This is a genomic window from Pseudomonas sp. WS 5059 (assembly GCF_012985525.1).
GTDB lineage: Bacteria > Pseudomonadota > Gammaproteobacteria > Pseudomonadales > Pseudomonadaceae > Aquipseudomonas.
Genome location: NZ_JAAQWO010000007.1, coordinates 133,005 through 148,849, shown reverse-complemented (window position 1 = coordinate 148,849; position 15,845 = coordinate 133,005). Strand labels below are relative to the sequence as shown.

Annotated in this window: 15 protein-coding genes; 7 read left to right on the top strand and 8 right to left on the bottom strand. The window is 63.2% G+C overall.

Annotation, left to right across the window (positions count from 1 at the left end):
- Positions 1 to 99 precede the first annotated feature (99 nt).
- Positions 100 to 978, bottom strand: a complete 879-nt coding sequence (locus HBO12_RS21180; protein ID WP_169954389.1) for a LysR substrate-binding domain-containing protein — start codon at positions 976 to 978, stop codon at positions 100 to 102.
- Positions 979 to 1,244: 266 nt separating this feature from the next.
- On the opposite strand from HBO12_RS21180, the gene HBO12_RS21175 reads away from it, so the two are divergent.
- Together HBO12_RS21175 and HBO12_RS21170 are read left to right on the top strand one after the other, a co-directional pair.
- Positions 1,245 to 2,570 (top strand): MFS transporter, encoded by a 1,326-nt coding sequence (locus tag HBO12_RS21175; protein ID WP_170043129.1) that lies wholly within the window; start codon positions 1,245 to 1,247, stop codon positions 2,568 to 2,570.
- Between the two features lie 118 nt (positions 2,571 to 2,688).
- Positions 2,689 to 3,396 carry a YebC/PmpR family DNA-binding transcriptional regulator gene (locus HBO12_RS21170; RefSeq protein WP_057441529.1) on the top strand — a complete coding sequence of 236 codons (708 nt, stop codon included), beginning with the start codon at positions 2,689 to 2,691 and terminating at the stop codon, positions 3,394 to 3,396.
- Positions 3,397 to 3,529: 133 nt separating this feature from the next.
- On the opposite strand, the gene HBO12_RS21165 is transcribed toward HBO12_RS21170, so the two are convergent.
- Genes HBO12_RS21165 through HBO12_RS21150 form a run of 4 tightly spaced genes read right to left on the bottom strand, consistent with a single transcriptional unit; the run spans position 3,530 to position 7,244 of the window.
- On the bottom strand, positions 3,530 to 4,834 hold the full coding sequence (locus HBO12_RS21165) for a protein kinase (RefSeq protein WP_170043128.1): 1,305 nt from the start codon (positions 4,832 to 4,834) through the stop codon (positions 3,530 to 3,532).
- 35 nt (positions 4,835 to 4,869) lie between these two features.
- The gene (zapE, locus tag HBO12_RS21160) at positions 4,870 to 5,982 is read right to left on the bottom strand and encodes a cell division protein ZapE (RefSeq protein WP_170043127.1); all 1,113 of its coding nucleotides are present in this window, start codon (positions 5,980 to 5,982) and stop codon (positions 4,870 to 4,872) included.
- Between the two features lie 12 nt (positions 5,983 to 5,994).
- Positions 5,995 to 6,741 carry an anti-sigma factor family protein gene (locus HBO12_RS21155; RefSeq protein WP_170043126.1) on the bottom strand — a complete coding sequence of 249 codons (747 nt, stop codon included), beginning with the start codon at positions 6,739 to 6,741 and terminating at the stop codon, positions 5,995 to 5,997.
- A complete protein-coding gene (locus tag HBO12_RS21150; RefSeq protein ID WP_169954384.1) occupies positions 6,738 to 7,244 on the bottom strand; it encodes a sigma-70 family RNA polymerase sigma factor in 507 nt (168 codons plus the stop codon). Before HBO12_RS21150 ends, HBO12_RS21155 begins: the two co-directional genes overlap by 4 nt.
- A 205-nt stretch (positions 7,245 to 7,449) precedes the next feature.
- On the opposite strand from HBO12_RS21150, the gene HBO12_RS21145 reads away from it, so the two are divergent.
- The 4 genes from HBO12_RS21145 to HBO12_RS21130 all read left to right on the top strand — a co-directional run bounded on the left by HBO12_RS21145 (position 7,450) and on the right by HBO12_RS21130 (position 12,048).
- Complete coding sequence (locus HBO12_RS21145) at positions 7,450 to 9,057, top strand: amino acid adenylation domain-containing protein (protein ID WP_170043125.1); 1,608 nt, start codon at positions 7,450 to 7,452, stop codon at positions 9,055 to 9,057.
- Positions 9,054 to 10,331: a hypothetical protein gene (locus tag HBO12_RS21140; protein ID WP_170043124.1), complete on the top strand. Its 1,278-nt coding sequence runs from the start codon at positions 9,054 to 9,056 to the stop codon at positions 10,329 to 10,331. Before HBO12_RS21145 ends, HBO12_RS21140 begins: the two co-directional genes overlap by 4 nt.
- Before the next feature lie 101 nt (positions 10,332 to 10,432).
- Positions 10,433 to 11,515 (top strand): catalase family peroxidase, encoded by a 1,083-nt coding sequence (locus HBO12_RS21135; protein ID WP_170043123.1) that lies wholly within the window; start codon positions 10,433 to 10,435, stop codon positions 11,513 to 11,515.
- Positions 11,512 to 12,048: a cytochrome b gene (locus tag HBO12_RS21130; protein WP_170043122.1), complete on the top strand. Its 537-nt coding sequence runs from the start codon at positions 11,512 to 11,514 to the stop codon at positions 12,046 to 12,048. The genes HBO12_RS21135 and HBO12_RS21130 overlap by 4 nt, the downstream gene beginning before the upstream one ends.
- Here HBO12_RS21130 and HBO12_RS21125 read toward each other — a convergent pair.
- Positions 11,946 to 13,211 carry an MFS transporter gene (locus HBO12_RS21125; RefSeq protein ID WP_170043121.1) on the bottom strand — a complete coding sequence of 422 codons (1,266 nt, stop codon included), beginning with the start codon at positions 13,209 to 13,211 and terminating at the stop codon, positions 11,946 to 11,948. The genes HBO12_RS21130 and HBO12_RS21125 overlap by 103 nt on opposite strands.
- A 97-nt stretch (positions 13,212 to 13,308) precedes the next feature.
- Here HBO12_RS21125 and HBO12_RS21120 point away from each other — a divergent pair, with 97 nt between their 5' ends.
- Complete coding sequence (locus HBO12_RS21120; RefSeq protein ID WP_170043120.1) at positions 13,309 to 13,764, top strand: winged helix-turn-helix transcriptional regulator; 456 nt, start codon at positions 13,309 to 13,311, stop codon at positions 13,762 to 13,764.
- 26 nt (positions 13,765 to 13,790) lie between these two features.
- Here HBO12_RS21120 and HBO12_RS21115 read toward each other — a convergent pair whose 3' ends face one another.
- Both HBO12_RS21115 and HBO12_RS21110 read right to left on the bottom strand, forming a co-directional pair.
- Positions 13,791 to 14,942: a M14 family metallopeptidase gene (locus HBO12_RS21115; RefSeq protein ID WP_170043119.1), complete on the bottom strand. Its 1,152-nt coding sequence runs from the start codon at positions 14,940 to 14,942 to the stop codon at positions 13,791 to 13,793.
- A 479-nt stretch (positions 14,943 to 15,421) separates the two neighbouring features.
- The gene (locus HBO12_RS21110; RefSeq protein ID WP_169954376.1) at positions 15,422 to 15,769 is read right to left on the bottom strand and encodes a DUF6124 family protein; all 348 of its coding nucleotides are present in this window, start codon (positions 15,767 to 15,769) and stop codon (positions 15,422 to 15,424) included.
- Positions 15,770 to 15,845: the final 76 nt, after the last annotated feature.

Sequence of the window (15,845 nt, the reverse complement as noted above, 5' to 3'; positions counted from 1 at the left end):
TCACGCTCATGATGACGTGCAGGCTCAGGAACGAGGTTGGGTCGAGTCTGGCCAGTCATCGAGAGCCTGTGCACGGGTCAACTCAATGCAATTACTCAGCTAATCGTCGCGCAGGCTTTCCCGGACAATCTCCAGGAAAGTCGCCACTACCCGCCGCGAACTCTGCTCCTTGAGGCACACCAGCGTTTCCTTCATACGCTGGGTGCAGTCGCGGATGGGCATGGCATATACCCGTGAATCCGCGCCGAACTCCGACGCCGAGACCACCCCCACGCCAATCCCCACCACCACCGCCTCACGCGCGGCTTCGCGGCCTTCCACCTGGATCGCCGGGCGGATGCGCAGCCCGGCCTGGTGCATCTCGCGCTCCAGGGTCTGACGGGTCACCGAGCCGATTTCCCGCAGCACCAGGGGCGTGTCGTCCAGGTCCGCCAGGTCGATGGACTCGCGCCCGGCCCATGGGTGGTTACGTGCGACAAACGCCAGCATCGGGTCATCGCGCAGGGGGATCGAGAGCAGGCGCTCATCGTCGACATCGCGCCCCACCAGCGCCAGGTCAGCCTGATAGTTGTGCAGGCGATACAGCGCATCATCGGTGTTGCCGGTCTCGATCCTTACGGTGATCCCCGGATAGCGTTCGCAAAACCGCGCGATCTGCGGCAGCACATGCACCGGCGCGTCCACGGCCAGGGTCAGGCTGCCGGTCTGCAGGGCCTTGGAGTCTTGCAGCAGTTCCTCGGCTTCGGCGGCAATCACGAACAGGCGCTGGGTGATACTCAGCAGGCGCTCCCCCAGGTCGGTCAGGCGTACCGAACGCTTGTTGCGATGGAACAGCAGCACGCCAAAACGCTCTTCAAGCTTGCGCACCTGATCGGAAATGGCCGGCTGGGTGAGGAACAGCCGCTGCGCCGCCGCGGTAAAGCTGCCGTGGACGGCCACGGCATGGAAGGCTTTGAGTTGGGCATGGGAAACCGACATGGCACGACCTCTTACAAGCTGAGCTTATATTTGAAATACGATAAATCGATTTTACCTATTAGTCAGCCATTGCTTTGATAGCGCTCAGTCGCCGTAGGTTGAGTCCTACAACTTCGGCGATCATGGGCCCTTGCGTGCACCCTTGCAGGACTCATCTGACCAGTACCCAGCGCCCTGCGCCCCGGTACTGCAGTGCAAAACAATAAAAACACAGGCAATTGCTTCTCGATTCTGCCGGCACACTCACACCTGAGGTCAGAACCACCATGAATATCCCTATGGGTAGCATCAAGCGTTGGCGCATGCAGATTTTCGCCATCACCTGGCTGGCATATGCCGCCTTCTATTTCACCCGCAAAGCGTTTTCCGTGGCCAAGTTGGGGCTCGTCGACGACCCCAGTTTCCCGCTGGACAAGATGATGATGGCCAACCTGGATGGCCTGTACCTGGCGGCCTATGCCGTTGGCCAGTTCACCTGGGGCATGCTTGCCGACCGTTTCGGCCCACGGGTGGTGGTGTTGGGCGGGCTGGTGATTTCGGCGGCCGCCGCCCTGGTCATGGGTACGTTTGCCACTTTGCCGATCTTTGTCACCTGCATGTTGATCCAGGGGCTGGCGCAGTCCACCGGCTGGTCGGGGCTGTGCAAGAACCTTGGCAGTTTCTTCCCGGCGCAGCAGCGCGGGCGGGTGTTGGGGCTGTGGAGCTCGTGTTACGCGTTTGGCGGGCTGGTGGCATCGCCATTTGCCGGCTGGTGGGCCTACACCCTGATTGGCAGCTGGCACGCGGCATTTATCTCCAGTGCCGCGGTGGTGGCGGTGGTGGCGGTGCTGTTCTTTATCTTCCAGCGCAACACGCCACAGGACGTCGGCCTGCCGCAAGTGGAACCCGAGCCGGCAATGAGCGCTGAAGAGCAGGCAGCGGCGAAAAAAATCAGCATCCTTGAGCCGTTGCGCGAGATCTTGCGCAACCGCACGGTGCTGACCCTGGGCCTGGCGTACTTCCTGTTGAAACCGGCGCGCTACGCGATCCTGTTGTGGGGCCCGGTGATTGTCTATGAGCAGATGCCCTCGGTGGGCAAGGTCGGCGCGGCGATTGTGCCGACGGCGTTCGAGCTGGCGGGGTTGTTGGGGCCGATCATGATTGGCCTGGCGTCCGACAAACTGTTCGGCGCCCGGCGCATGCCGGCCTGTGTCCTCAGCCTGCTGGCGCTGACGGTGTCGCTGGCGCTGTTCATGGGGGCCTTGCATACCGGTAGCGTGCTGTTGGTGATGGCCTTGCTGTTTGTGATGGGCCTGACCCTGTACGGGCCGGACTCGATGATCAGCAGCACGGCGGCGATTGACTTCGGTACGGCCAAGGCAGGCGCCACGGCGGCGGGCTTCGTCAACGGCTGCGGTTCGGTGGGGGCGATCCTCGGTGGCCTGCTGCCGGGCTACTTCGACACGGTGACGGTGTTTATCGTGTTCGCTGGCGCCGCGTTGTTTTCGGCGCTGGTGCTGGTGCCCTATTGGAACGCGCGGCCTGCGGTTCTGGCGCAAGTGGGCGACTTTGTGCCGGATCGTTCCGTCGCGATCAAACCCCTGCGCACCTGAGGCCCCTGCAACGCTGGCCGGTTTTTTGGTGGAACGATGGGTTCTTGCCCTATAAACTCTGCGGCCAAAGCGCCGGCCAGTAGACGTCTCGGCGCCACGGATATCAAGAGAGTGAGTCATGGGCGCACAGTGGAAGGTTAAACATAAAGAAGCGGCATCCAATGCCAAGGGCAAGATTTTCGGCAAGCTGGTGAAGGAAATCACCATTGCCGCCCGTAACGGTGCGGACACCGCGACCAACGCCCACCTGCGTCTGGTGGTCGAGCAGGCCAAGAAGGCCTCGATGCCCAAGGAAACCCTGGAGCGCGCGATCAAGAAAGGCGCGGGCCTGCTGGGCGAGACCGTGCAGTACCATCGCGTGACCTACGAAGGGTTTGCCCCGCACCAGGTGCCGTTGATCGTTGAGTGCGTGACCGACAACATCAACCGCACCGTAGCGGAAATCCGCGTGGCGTTCCGCAAGGGGCAACTGGGGGCTTCGGGCTCCGTGGCCTGGGACTTCAACCACGTGGGGCTGATCGAAGCCTCGCCGGATACCCCGGACGCCGACCCGGAAATGGCCGCCATCGAAGCCGGCGCCCAGGACTTTGAAGAAGGTGAAGAAGAGGGCACGACCCTGTTCATCACCGAGACCACAGACCTGGACGCGGTGCAGAAGGCTTTGCCGGAGCAGGGTTTTACCGTGTTGTCGGCCAAGTTGGGCTACCTTGCGAAAAACCCGGTCAGCGGCTTGAGCGATGAGCAGATGGCTGAAGTCGAAGCCTTCCTCGAAGGCCTGGACAACCATGACGACGTGCAGGATATGTTCGTCGGCCTGGCGGGCTAAACCCGGCCTGGAATTATGGGCGCAGACTTGTGTGGGAGCGGGCTTGCCCGCGATAGCGGTGTATCAGATGGCACATCAGCTGGCTGACCCACTGCTATCGCGGGCAAGCCCGCTCCCACATTTACAGGGCGTTTCAGAGTGAGGACAGCAGTGCCTCGATCTCTTCGAACGCCGGACGCGCCAGCACCTGCGGCTGGCAGCAACTGTCACCCAGTGTCTCCAGCACCTGGCGCTGTTCAGCGCTCAAACCCGCGTCAATCCGCTCCAGCAACTCCCCCAGCAACACCCCGAACGCCCGCACTTCAATGCGCTGCAATGCCCTGGTCTCCAGGGTGTCGGCCGTGGCATGGAACGACGCGGCGCCAAAGTCCCCAAGCAAACAATCACCCTGGGCATTGCACAAAATATTGTGGCCATACAGGTCGCCATGGGTGATGCCGTGCCGGTGCAGGTGCGCGGCCACGGAGGCGATGCCGCGCGCCATGCGCAACGCTACCTCCACGCTGAAGCGGGTGGCGGGGTCGTAGATGTCCCGGGTGCAGGACGCCAGGCTGGGCAGGCCGGCGAGGTTGCGGTAGCTCGGGTCGATCAAGTCCATCACCAGCGTGGCCTGGTCATCGGGGTGGCCGACCACGCGGCCTTGCACTTTGATCAGGTTGGGATGCAACCCGGCGGCAATGCAGGCCTGCATTTCGTGCAGCGGCGAGCCGTCGCTGGTGATGGTGCCCTTGTAGAGTTTGACCGCGACTGGCTCGTTCGACGGTTTGCGCAGGGCCTTGCGAATCACGCCCGAGGCGCCTTCGCCCAGCACCTGGCCCAGTTCCAGTTCGGCCCAGGGAATGTTCGGCGTCGCGTCATCAGTTGCCACGTCCACCGCGCTTTCCACCGGGTTGCCGGCATAGGCCAGCCAGGTCAGGCGCGGCAGTGTCAGCAGCCAGTGGGGTAACTGAGTCAGGCGGTTGGAAGCGATGCGCAGCAGTTCGAGGTTATGGCACTGGGCCAGGCTCGCGGGCAGTTGCTCCAGACGGTTGCCGGCCAGCATGAGTTTTTGCAGCAGTGGCCGCTCACCGAGGGCGTCCGGCAACTGGCGGATGCGGTTATCGGTGAGGATCAGCCAGCGTAACTGCGGTGGTAGCGCGGCGGCGGGCACCTGCTCGATCTGGTTGGCCTTGAAGCCGACCATGCTCAACTGCGGGCACAGGCCCAGGCACGAGGGCAGCTCGGTAAAGGCGTTATCCGAGCAAAACAGCACGCGCAGGTGGGGCAGGCGGTGCAGGTCGTCCGGCAGGCTGCGCAGGGCATTGCCGCTCAGGTTGAGGATTTCCAGGGAGTCGGCCAGGTCGAAGATTTCCCGGGGGAACTGCGTCAGGCCGCAGGACAGGTCCAGGCGCTTGATGCCAGCCAGTTGGCCGGCCTTGAGTTGGGCAAGGGTATCCATGAACAGCTTAGGTCACTCGACAAGGTCAAAGGCGCTCATGATAGCGACTTGAGCGCCAGCGGGCTGACTTGTTGCAACTGCCCCAGGCGGCTGCGGGTACGCGCCAGGTCAATTGCCTGGCCTTGCAGGGCAGTATCCAGGGGTTGTTGGCCCAGCAGGGTCAGGTGCTTGTCCTGGTCGTACAGCACGTCGATCAGGTTGATAAAGCGCTGTTGCACGGCAATCGGGCATTCGCCGAGCAGCGGCAGATCGTCGATGATCCAGTGGTCGAAATCCTCGCACAGCAACAGGTAGTCCATCACAGCGGTGGGCTGTTCGCACAGGTCGTTGAAGGTCAAGGCCAGGCTGCGCGCCTGGTGCCAGCGCACTTGCAGTTGCCGCGAGCCGACCGCCAGCGCCAGGGGCGGGCCAGCGGTGGGGGGCAGCGCCAGTTCGCGGCGCTGGGCCGGGGTGCCGGGCCACACGTATTGGCCGTGGGTGAAACGCTGCTGCTGGTGGTTCTGCGCCAGGCCCCGGTAGTCCTGGGGCGCGCTGACTTGCATGACGTCCATGTGCGCGCCGATCAAGTCGATCACCGGCTTGAAACGCTGGTGATACAGCGGGTTGGGCAGCAAGCCCTGGGGCGGGTAATTGGAGGTGACCAGCACCAGGATGCCCCGTTGGAACAGGGCCTTGAACAGACGAGTGATCAACATCGCATCGCCAATGTCATGCACATGGAATTCGTCGAAACACAGCACCCGGCAGCCGTCGAGCAACTGGTCCAGGGTGGCGCCCAGGGCATCGGCCTGTTGGCGGTGGGCAAACATGCCACGGTGCAGGTGGGCGAAAAAGTCGTGGAAATGCACCCGCTGCTTGTCAGGCAATGGCAGGGCCTGGAAAAAACCGTCCAGCAGCCAGCTTTTGCCCCGGCCGACGGCGCCGTGCAGGTACAGGCTGCGGGTCGGGCGCCGGTCCAGCAGGTACGAGGACTGCCGGGCCATGGCGTCGATCACCTGTAATTGGCTGGGGCTGAGGGTGTAGCCCTGTTGCCGGGCCTTGTCCGCGAAGAACCGCTGAATGGCTGGCGCGCTGTCACTGGCGGTTGTTTTGCCGAACAGGCGTCTGAGCAAGGGCAGGCGACGCGGGCGGCTATCTCGAAAAGGCATGGCGGTGGCGTCCTAGAACCGAGTGGTTTGCTTGAGCAATGGGGTGGTCGGCTCGTCCTCTTGGCTGACCATCGCATAGTTGTAGCCGGGGCTGGACCAGTACTCGGCCTGGAGCCCCTCGGCGCTGCGGCTGCCCCTTGGCAGCAGGGTGTTTTGCGGGCCCGGCGGGCGAATGTAGAAACTGATGCGCCGGCCTTGTGGGTTCTCGTAGAGCACCATCGCCGCCGCACCCTGGTCGGTGCTGAGCAGCCGCGCGCTGACTGGGTTGAAGCCGGCCTGGCTGAGGTCTGGCAGGCGATGGGCCTGGGCGAAGTAGCGGTCGAGCCAGGCTTGCATATCGCCATTGCCCTGCACCTGGTAGTCGGCGGGCATGATCGGGTTCTGGGCAAACAGGCGATAGGCCTGCATGGCGTCGGTCATCGGCAGGCTGCTGGCGAGCAGGGTGGCCTGCCGCGCTTGCCAGCCACCCAGGCCGCCCAGGCCGATGGCGACCAGCAACATGGCGGCAGTGGCCAGGTGGCGGCGCGACTGGCGCTTGAGGCGCTGGCGAATCAGCGCCGGATCCAGCTCGGGGTTGACCGCTGGCGGCGCACCGATGGCCGCGCGCAGGTGCTGGGCATCCTGTTGCCAGGCGTGGACCTGGGCCGCGACCTCGGGGTGGGCGGCGAGCCAGATCTGCAATTGGCGGCGATCCGGCTCGCTGAGCTGGTGATCGACGTACGCGTGCAGGTCGCGTTCATTGGGGGGCAGGCTGATCATTTGAGTATCCGCAGGGTAGGGCGGGTGATATCGCCGTCGCTGAGCTGGCGCAAGGCCTGGCGGGCGCGGGACAGGCGTGACATCACGGTGCCAATGGGCACGTCGAGGATATGGGCGACTTCCTTGTAGCTCAAGCCTTCCACCGAGACCCATAGCAGCAGGGCGCGTTGCTCGCTGCTCAACTGGTCGAAGGCCTGCAGGGTCGATTGCGCGATCACCGTGCGTTCGACTGACGGTTGCGCGTCATCGCGGCCGGTAAAGAACTCCAGCATCCGCGCATAGCGCCGCGAACGCCGGTGCGCGTCGAGGAACTGCCGGTAGAGGATCGAAAACAGCCAGGCGCGCAAATCCCCGTCGACGCGCTTGTGGCGCCAGCTGACGATGGCGCGCTCCAGGCTGGCCTGCACCAGGTCGTCGGCGCTGCTGGGGTTGCGCGTCAGGGACAGGGCAAAGCGCCGCAGCCTGGGGAGGAGTTCACGCAACTGGTCGTCGAGCTCGTGCATGGAGGGCCTGCGTGTCGTGGGCGGTGTTGAGGAAGACGCCTAGGGGCAAAGGTTATTCCATCTGTGGGAAAAATAAGCGCTGTAGATAGCCTTGGTCTCTGTCTTTTGTGGGCTCTCGCAGCCCTGTAATGCCGTGAATGGTCCTCAGTCAAGGCCCCTGCCTGCCCGAACAGTGTGAGGCAGGGGCCAGTTGAGGAGTTGACCCATGATATCGACGACAGCAGCGGATAGCGGTTTTGCTTGCACCAAGGCACTGGGCCATTTGCCCATCATCCAACGTCATACCCTTCAAACCTGGGGCTGCGGGCCGGCGCGGGCGCTGCCGTACGCGTGTATCCACCAGGCATTCGAGGCGCACGCCGCGGCAACCCCCCATGGGATCGCCGCGCTCTGCTCGGGCCAGAGCATCAGCTATGAGCAGTTGAACCGCCAGGCCGATCGGCTGGCCCGGCACCTGCTCGCGCAGGGGGTGATGGCGGGCGATACGGTGGCGTTGTTTGTCGAGCGGTCGATCCCCATGCTGGTGGGGATGCTCGCGGTGTTGAAGATCGGCGCGGCCTATGTGCCGCAGGATGCCAGGATCACTCCGCCGGCGCAGTTGGCGATGATCCTTGAGGCGCTGTCGAGTGCAGTGGTGCTGACCTTGTCGGGGTTCAAGGACCAATTGCCGCTGGCAGCGGGGCATTTGTGCGTGTGCCTGGACGAGTTCCTGGCGCAACAGCCGTGGGTGGCGCAGGCCTGCGAGCTGAATGTCGCCGCGCCAGACCCCGCCAGCCTGTGTTTTGTGCTGTTCACCTCCGGCACCACAGGGCGGCCCAATGGGGTGCGGGTGACGCACCGCAATGTGTGCAACATCGTGCTGACGGCACCGGGCAACCTGGGCATCAAGCCGGGCATGAGGGTTGGGCAAATCCTCAATATCGCGTTTGACATGGCCGCCTGGGAAATCCTCGGCTGCCTGGCCCACGGGGCGACGTTGTATATCCGTCAGCAAGATATCGGCGAAACGGCCCGCCATTGCCAAGTGCTGATCGCCACCCCGTCGATTCTCGCCACCCTGGACCCACGACAGTGCGCCACGCTTGAGGTGGTCGCAGTGGCGGGCGAGCCATGCCCGCAGGCCCTGGCGGATCGCTGGGCGGCCCATTGCACCTTCTATAACGGTTGCGGACCCACGGAAACCACCATCGTCAACACCTTGCACCGGCACGTACCGGGGGCGCCGTTGACCATCGGCCAACCGACGCCCAACAACACCGTGTATGTGCTGGATGAACACGGCCAGGCCTGCGCGCCGGGGGAAGTGGGCGAGATGTGGGCCGGGGGCGACGGGGTGACGGCGGGCTATCTGCATGACCCGTTGTTGACTGCGCAGCGTTATCGGCCTGATCCGTTCCTGGGGGCGGGGCGGATGATGTTCCGTACCCGCGACCTGGGGCGCTGGACGCACGATGGGGCCCTAGAGCATCTGGGGCGGGTCGACGATCAGGTCAAGGTGCGCGGTTTTCGCGTGGAATTGGACGCGCTGGCCAGCACGCTGGAGGCCAGTGGCGCCTGTAGCCGGGCGGTGGCGTTGAAGTTCGACAGTCAGCACCTGGTGGCATTCGTCACACCGGCCACGGCGGACATTGCGGCAGCCAGGCAGTTCTGCGCGCAGCGGCTGGCCTACTACTGTGTGCCGGCGGTGATTTTTGCCCTGGAGCACTTGCCCCTGACGGCACGCGGCAAGATCGACAAGACCCTGCTGCGGCAATGGGCCTGTGACAGCGAGGAGGGTCGCCAACTCGCCCTCAAAGCAGGGGGCCGAGCATGATTGAGCGGTGGATGGCGACGGTAGTGCCCGCCTTGCCTGGCGGGTGGCGGCGGTGGCGTGGCTTGCCGATATTTTCCCATTACAACCGGCTGGTGGCGTTGGTGCTGCTGGGCAACGGGTGGTTTGCACTGTCTGGCTTGAAGCTGCCCGTGATCGACGCGCAGCAAGTGTCGATGCTGGTGATGATCAACCTGTCCCTGGCGATCCTGGTGCGCCAGCAGTACGTGATCAACGGGCTGTTTTGGCTGGCCACGCGCATCCCGCTGAGCTGGCCGCTGTACCTGCGTCGCCATGCTGCCAAGGTCTATCACCTGGGCGGGCTGCACAGCGGCGGTGCGCTGGCGGCGACGCTGTGGTTCGCGCTGCTGGTCGCCAGCCAGGGCTGGCGTTACCTGCAACAGCCGCAGAGTGTTTCTGCGCCGTGGTTGTTGGTCAGTGCGGCACTGTTGGGGGTGTTGCTGTTGATGGTGGTCATGGCGCAGCCGGGGATTCGCAGGCGTTTTCATAATGGCTTTGAGCGCGTGCACCGCTTTGCGGGGTGGGCGGCCTTGCTGTTGTTCTGGGTGCAGGCACTGCTGGCCGAGGCTCATCCGGTTGCATTCGGGATGCTGTTGGTGCTGACCTTGAGCATTGCCCTGCCTTGGTTGCGCTTGCGCAAAGTGGCAGTCAGTCATCAGCGGCCTTGCGCTCATGCGGTGATCACCACATTGCGCCACACCACGCCCTTTGCCGGCTCGTCGACGGCGATCAGCCTGCAGCCCCTGCTGGAGTGGCATTCGTTTGCCAATATCCCGACCCCGGGCCAGCCGGGCTTTCGCCTGATTATTTCCAGGGCCGGGGACTGGACGGGGCGTTTTATCGAGCACATGCCAGCCCATGTCTGGGTCAAGGGCATTACCACGGCAGGCGTGGCGAATATCGAGACGTTGTTCAAGTCGGTGGTGTATATCGCCACCGGCAGCGGGATTGGCCCGGTGATGCCGCACTTGCTGGCCGGGCAGGTGCCGATCCAGTTGGTGTGGTCCACCCGCAGCCCGGCAAAGACCTATGGTGAAGAGCTGGTCGCCGAAATCCTGCGGGCGCAACCGCACGCAGTGATTTGGGACACCGACGTGCGCGGCAAGCCTGACCTGGTGCAGTTGGCGTACGCTGCGGTGCAGGATTTTGGTGCCGAAGCGGTGATCTGTATCGCCAACCAGGCGTTGACGCTCCGGGTGGTGGCGCAAATGGAGGCGCGGGGGATCCCGGCCTATGGCGCGATCTGGGACTCCTGAATCACCCGCTGCGAAAAAGCCTACGGCCTTGGTGGAATAAGCCTGCGTGAGCGGCGTCTCATTGCACCTTCCACCTGTGGCCGTTGGCCTCGGAGCACTTCATGCCAGATCATCCATCGCCACCCCGCACGCCGTTGGGGCGCGCCAGCCTGGTGCTGCGCCTGGCCGCTATCGGCGTGGTCGTCGGCGTCGTTGCCGGGGCCTTTGCCTACGTTAACGGTACCCTCGACCCACAGCGGTTGCGCCCCAAGACCCTGGTCAATGCCCTGGAAACCAACAACGGCCTGCACCCTGGCTACCGGCGCAACCATGCCAAGGGCGTATGCGTGGCGGGTTATTTCGAAAGCAGCCCTGCGGCGCGTGCCTATTCCAGCGCGCAGGTATTCAGTGAAGCGCGCACCCCGGTGATCGGGCGTTTCGCCCTACCCAGCGGCAACCCCTATGCCCCGGACAGCAGCGTGCCGATCCGCAGCCTGGCCGTGCAGTTCAACCAGGCCAACGGCCAGCAATGGCGCAGCGGGATGAACAGCATGCCGGTGTTCCCGGTGGGCACCCCCGAGGCCTTCTACCAGATGCTCAAGGCGGGGGCTGCGGACCCTGCGACCGGCAAGCCCAACCCGGCCAGTCTGCCGGCGTTTTTTGCCAGTCATCCCGAGACCGCGCCGTTCCTGGCCTGGGTCAAGACCGCCAGGCCTTCGGCCAGCTATGCCAGCGAAACTTACAACGGCATCAATGCGTTTTACCTGATTAGCGCCAACGGGCAACGCCAGGCCGTGCGCTGGGGCGTGGTGCCGATGAGCCAGGACGCCAGTGGCGCCGTTGCGCCAGGAGGGGCGGATTTTCTCCAGGCCGACCTGGAGCAGCGGTTGGCGGCCGGACCCTTGCGCTGGCAATTGCAGATCACCCTGGCCAACCCCGCGGACCCGGTGGATGACGCCAGCAAGGCCTGGGCCGGCGCGCACACGGTGCTGAACGCCGGCACCCTGGTGCTCGAACGTAGCCAGCCGCAGTTGGATGGCGATTGCCGCGATATCAACTTTGACCCGCTGATCCTGCCCAGCGGTATCGAAGCGTCCAATGACCCGCTGCTGGCGGCACGTTCCGCTGCCTATGCCAGTTCATACCTGCGCCGTACCGGTGAAGTCAGCCAGTTGCCCAGCCCCTCTCAGGAGTCCCGGCCATGAATACTCAACCGCAGTTTTTTGCCCCGCTGGCACGCCTGCTGCACTGGCTGATGGCGCTGATGGTCATCGCCATGCTGTTTATCGGTGCTGGCATGGTGGCTTCGGTGTCCCAGCGCCATGAATGGTTGTTGCACCTGCACAAGCCGTTGGGTATTGCGATTCTGCTGTTGGTGATCGTGCGCCTGGCGGTGCGTTTTTCTACCCGTCAGCCAGCGTTGCCTGCCGATTTACCGGCGTGGCAGGTGTTGGCGGCCAAGGCGTCGCATCTGCTGCTGTACGGCTTGATGCTGGTGCTGCCGCTACTGGGCTGGGCGATGATTTCGGCGGCGGGTGACCCGGTGATGCTGTCCAGCGCGCTGCAGTTGCCTTCGTGGGTGCCGGCCAACGCGCAGTTGTTCGCGGTGCTGCGCACGGCCCATGGGTATCTCGCTTATTTGCTGTTCCTCACGGTGCTGCTGCATTTGGCGGCGGCGTTGTTCCATGGCTGGGTTCGCCGGGATGGCGTGCTGCAAAGCATGCTCGGCAAGGACTGAGGCCCCAGGGTCGCCCGCCAGTACACCAGCGCCAGCAGGTTGATGGCGGCGCCCAAGGCACACACGCCGAGCCAGCCGGCCCAGGCGTACATCAGGGTCGCGCCGAGCGAGCCCAGGGCGCTGCCCGCCGAGTAGAACAGCATGTAGCCGGCTGCCAGGCGGCTTTGGGCTTCGGGGCGTACGCTGTAGATCAGGCTTTGGCTGGTGACATGCACGGCTTGCAGGCCGAGGTCGAAGGTAATTACCCCAAGCAGCAGCGCCCACAACGAAGACTGGGTCAAGGCGATGGCCAGCCATGACAGCAGCATCAGCACCAGGGCCGCGCCGCTGGTCCACTGGGCGAGGCCGCGGTCTGCCAGGCGCCCGGCATGGGCCGCGCCCAATGCGCCGGCGGCACCGGCGAGGCCGAACAGGCCGATCTGGGTGTGGGACAACAACAGGGGCGGGGCGCTCAAGGGCAGCACCAGCGGGGTCCAGAGCACGGTACCCGCGGCAAAAATCAGAAACGCCAGCACTGCGCGGTCGCGTAGTACTTTTTCCTCACGTAACAGGCTGAACACTGAAACCAGCAACTGGCGATAGGAGCCTGACGCCCGAGGCTGCTCGGTGGTGGGCAAGACACGCCAGAGCAGCAGTGCCATCAACAGGGTCAAGCCCGCCGACAGCAGATACACCGAACGCCAGCCGGCCAGGTCCGCCATGATCCCGGACACCGTGCGCGCCAGCAGCAGGCCAACCACGATGCCACTGGTCACCAGGCCCACCACATGCCCCCGTTGCTCGGGCCGCGCCAGGTTGGCGGCGTAGGCCACCAACACCTGGGCCACCACGGCGAGCAGGCCCGTCAGCAGCAGGCCGGCCAGAAACCCGACGAGGCTGTTGGAGAGGCCGACCAGCAACACCGCACCGGTGGACAGCAGTAACTGCCCGACGATCAAATGCCGGCGATTGAGCAGATCGCCCAGCGGCACCAGCAGTAACAGGCCAACGCCATAGCCAACCTGGGTCAGGCTGATCACGATGCCGACGGTGGCGGGGTCCATGGCGAACGTCATGGCCATGGCATCGAGCAGGGGTTGGGCGTAATAGACATTCGCCACCGACAGGCCACAGGCAATGGCAAACAGCAGCACCACGGCGGCGCTTAACGATGATGGGGGCATGCTCAATTCTCAATGTGGTTGCTAAATGAAACTGGTTGTACGGTAGGTATTGCGGTTTTATATTGCAACTACATTTTTTGTCAGGCAGGCGTTACCCATGGTCAGACTCACCCGCTTTGAAACTGCCGAATGCCCGGTGGCGCGCTCACTGGAGGCGATTGGCGATGGTTGGGCGCTGCTGATCATTCGCGATGCATTCGATGGCATCCGCCGCTTTGGCGAGTTCCAGCGCAGCCTGGGCATGGCCAAGAACATACTGGCCACGCGCTTGCGCAGCCTGGTCGGCCACGGAATTTTTGAGATTGTCCCGGCCTCGGATGGCAGCGCTTATCAGGAGTACGTGTTGACGGAAAAGGGCAGGGGGCTGTTTGCGGTGATCATTGGGTTGCGGCAATGGGGCGAGGGGTTTTTCTACGCCGAAGGCGAGGCCCATTCGGTGCTGTTGGACCGTGAGCACGGTCAGCCGCTGCAGGCTTTGCAGGTGCATGCGGCGGATGGCCGGGTGCTCGGACCTCAGGACTGCCTGCGGGTGGCGGCGCAGTCCGAGGCTTAGGGTTAGCGATACTTATTGGGGCAGGGTCAGCGCAGTACGTTGACTATGTCCGCCACGGTGCTCAACACGTCCTTGCCCAGTTGCCGGGAGCGTTTGCCAGACCAGCCGGTACGCGGATCGGGCGCATCGTCGTTGTCCTTGAAGGGCATTTCGAGGGTCAGGGACAGGCAGTCGAATTTCTCGCCCACGCTGTTGCAAGCCAGGGTCATATTGGCCTGGCCAGGCAGGTCGCGGGTGTAGCCATGGGTGGTCTGGAAGTCGCGGGTCAGCTCGCTCAAGTGGCTGCGAAAGTGTTTTTCCAGGCCTTCGATACGCGGGGTGTAGCCGGGGTTGCCTTCGCACGCTGCGGCGAACACGTAGGGGATTTCCTCGTCGCCATGGATATCCAGGAACAGGTCTACGCCGTACTTCTCCATCTGCTGCTGGACGAACAGCACTTCCGGGCTCAGTTCCTGGCTTGCGCTCTGCCAGGCGCGGTTGAGGTCCTGGCCCATGGCGTTGGTGCGCAGATGGCCATGGAACGCGCCATCCGGGTTCATGTTCGGTACCAGGTACAGGTCGGCGGTGGCCAGGAGTTTTTTCAGCTCATCATCACCGTCCTGTTGCAGGCGTTCGATGATGCCTTCCATAAACCACTCGGCCATGTGCTCGCCGGGGTGCTGCTGGGCAATGATCCACACTTTGCGCTGCCCCGCGTCCCCCTTGCCACGGCGGAGCAGGGGGATATCACGGCCCTCGACACTCTTGCCGGTGGCCAGCAGTTGCGTACCGGCGCGGTTCAGCGCCTGGTCGATCAACCAGGCGTGGCGCGCGCGGCTGTAGGGCTCGAAGTAGGCGAGCCAGGCGTGTTTTTGCTCGGTTTGCAATTCGATGTGCAAGGTTTCGCCATCAAAGCGCGTCGGCACCCGGAACCAGTTGATATGGTCATAGGACGCCACGGCGTTGTAGCCGCTCCAGGCATGTTTGTAGGAAGACTGGCCAGCGTTGCTCAGGCGGAAGGTATGGGTATGACCAATGTGCATCCCTTCGGCCTTGAAGTGGAACCATTGGAAGTGCTGGCTGCGGGTATCCGGCTTGATTGCCAGCAGCAACTGATGGGCATCGCTGGTGTCGAGCACCTGGATATTGCCGCTGTCGAAGTCGCTGCTGATTTTGATGGAGGTCAAGGCCACGGTCATAGTCTGCTTGCCTGAATTTAAATGGTGTGGCGGGCAGTTTACACAGGCGCGGGGTAAAATCTGGACGCAAATTAATGCGAAAAAGAAGGGGGCGTCATCCTTGACGCTGCAGCAGCTTAGAGTCTATGAGATTGATTCTCAAGTGCTAATTTGGAAAGATCCGGGCTAGAGCGCTTTATCGGCTTTCTTTCGGCGATGGTCTTTTGCTACCATGCGCGCCATCAAGCAACACACAGTCTTCATTAGCCTGAAGCCACGCCAGAATAACTGGCAAAAAAAAGACCCGGCCAAAGAGCCGGGTCAAAAACCGTGATTAGCCTGATGAGGAGATATTCCAAGAGTCCGACCTAAGGTCCCTTGGTCTATCGACTGATCTCGCGACCAGTTGCATGCAATAATAATCATTATCATTTGCAAGTCAAATGTTTTTATCTGCCAGATAGAAATATTTTTCCTTCTGTTCCTGCACGCCTACCGGGTCAAGGGGTTTTCCCGCCGACCAGTTGCAGTGGACGCTCCAGCATGGCCTTGGCCATATCAATCAGATACACCACCGAAAACGCCAGGTCCCGGGTGCCCCCCAGCTTGTTGTTCGCCAGCTCATACGCGATGGCGGCGGCGCTGCGTAGCAGGTCCGAAGCGTGGACCAGGGCTTCTTCATGGCTGACAGTGGGGCTGGCCTCGAACCAGGCCACATCGTCCGATGTGGGCTCGGCGTCTTCTTTGAAGTAGTAGTCCAAGGCGCGCCGGGCTGCGTCGCTGCCCTGCAAGCACTTAATTTCATCGTCATCAGGTGTACCAGGCAGGTGATCCGGGGTTGTGGTCATGTGGTCGGTGCTCTGGGTGGGAAGGTGAACAGGTGGAGCTGATAATAATACGATCTGTATTTATGTCATTTGATTG

Coding starts and splice junctions, on each gene's coding strand:
- HBO12_RS21180 (WP_169954389.1), bottom strand. CDS start 978: ATGTCGGTTTCCCATGCCCAACTCAAAGCCTTCCATGCCGTGGCCGTC.
- HBO12_RS21175 (WP_170043129.1), top strand. CDS start 1,245: ATGAATATCCCTATGGGTAGCATCAAGCGTTGGCGCATGCAGATTTTC.
- HBO12_RS21170 (WP_057441529.1), top strand. CDS start 2,689: ATGGGCGCACAGTGGAAGGTTAAACATAAAGAAGCGGCATCCAATGCC.
- HBO12_RS21165 (WP_170043128.1), bottom strand. CDS start 4,834: ATGGATACCCTTGCCCAACTCAAGGCCGGCCAACTGGCTGGCATCAAG.
- zapE (WP_170043127.1), bottom strand. CDS start 5,982: ATGCCTTTTCGAGATAGCCGCCCGCGTCGCCTGCCCTTGCTCAGACGC.
- HBO12_RS21155 (WP_170043126.1), bottom strand. CDS start 6,741: ATGATCAGCCTGCCCCCCAATGAACGCGACCTGCACGCGTACGTCGAT.
- HBO12_RS21150 (WP_169954384.1), bottom strand. CDS start 7,244: ATGCACGAGCTCGACGACCAGTTGCGTGAACTCCTCCCCAGGCTGCGG.
- HBO12_RS21145 (WP_170043125.1), top strand. CDS start 7,450: ATGATATCGACGACAGCAGCGGATAGCGGTTTTGCTTGCACCAAGGCA.
- HBO12_RS21140 (WP_170043124.1), top strand. CDS start 9,054: ATGATTGAGCGGTGGATGGCGACGGTAGTGCCCGCCTTGCCTGGCGGG.
- HBO12_RS21135 (WP_170043123.1), top strand. CDS start 10,433: ATGCCAGATCATCCATCGCCACCCCGCACGCCGTTGGGGCGCGCCAGC.
- HBO12_RS21130 (WP_170043122.1), top strand. CDS start 11,512: ATGAATACTCAACCGCAGTTTTTTGCCCCGCTGGCACGCCTGCTGCAC.
- HBO12_RS21125 (WP_170043121.1), bottom strand. CDS start 13,211: ATGCCCCCATCATCGTTAAGCGCCGCCGTGGTGCTGCTGTTTGCCATT.
- HBO12_RS21120 (WP_170043120.1), top strand. CDS start 13,309: ATGGTCAGACTCACCCGCTTTGAAACTGCCGAATGCCCGGTGGCGCGC.
- HBO12_RS21115 (WP_170043119.1), bottom strand. CDS start 14,942: ATGACCGTGGCCTTGACCTCCATCAAAATCAGCAGCGACTTCGACAGC.
- HBO12_RS21110 (WP_169954376.1), bottom strand. CDS start 15,769: ATGACCACAACCCCGGATCACCTGCCTGGTACACCTGATGACGATGAA.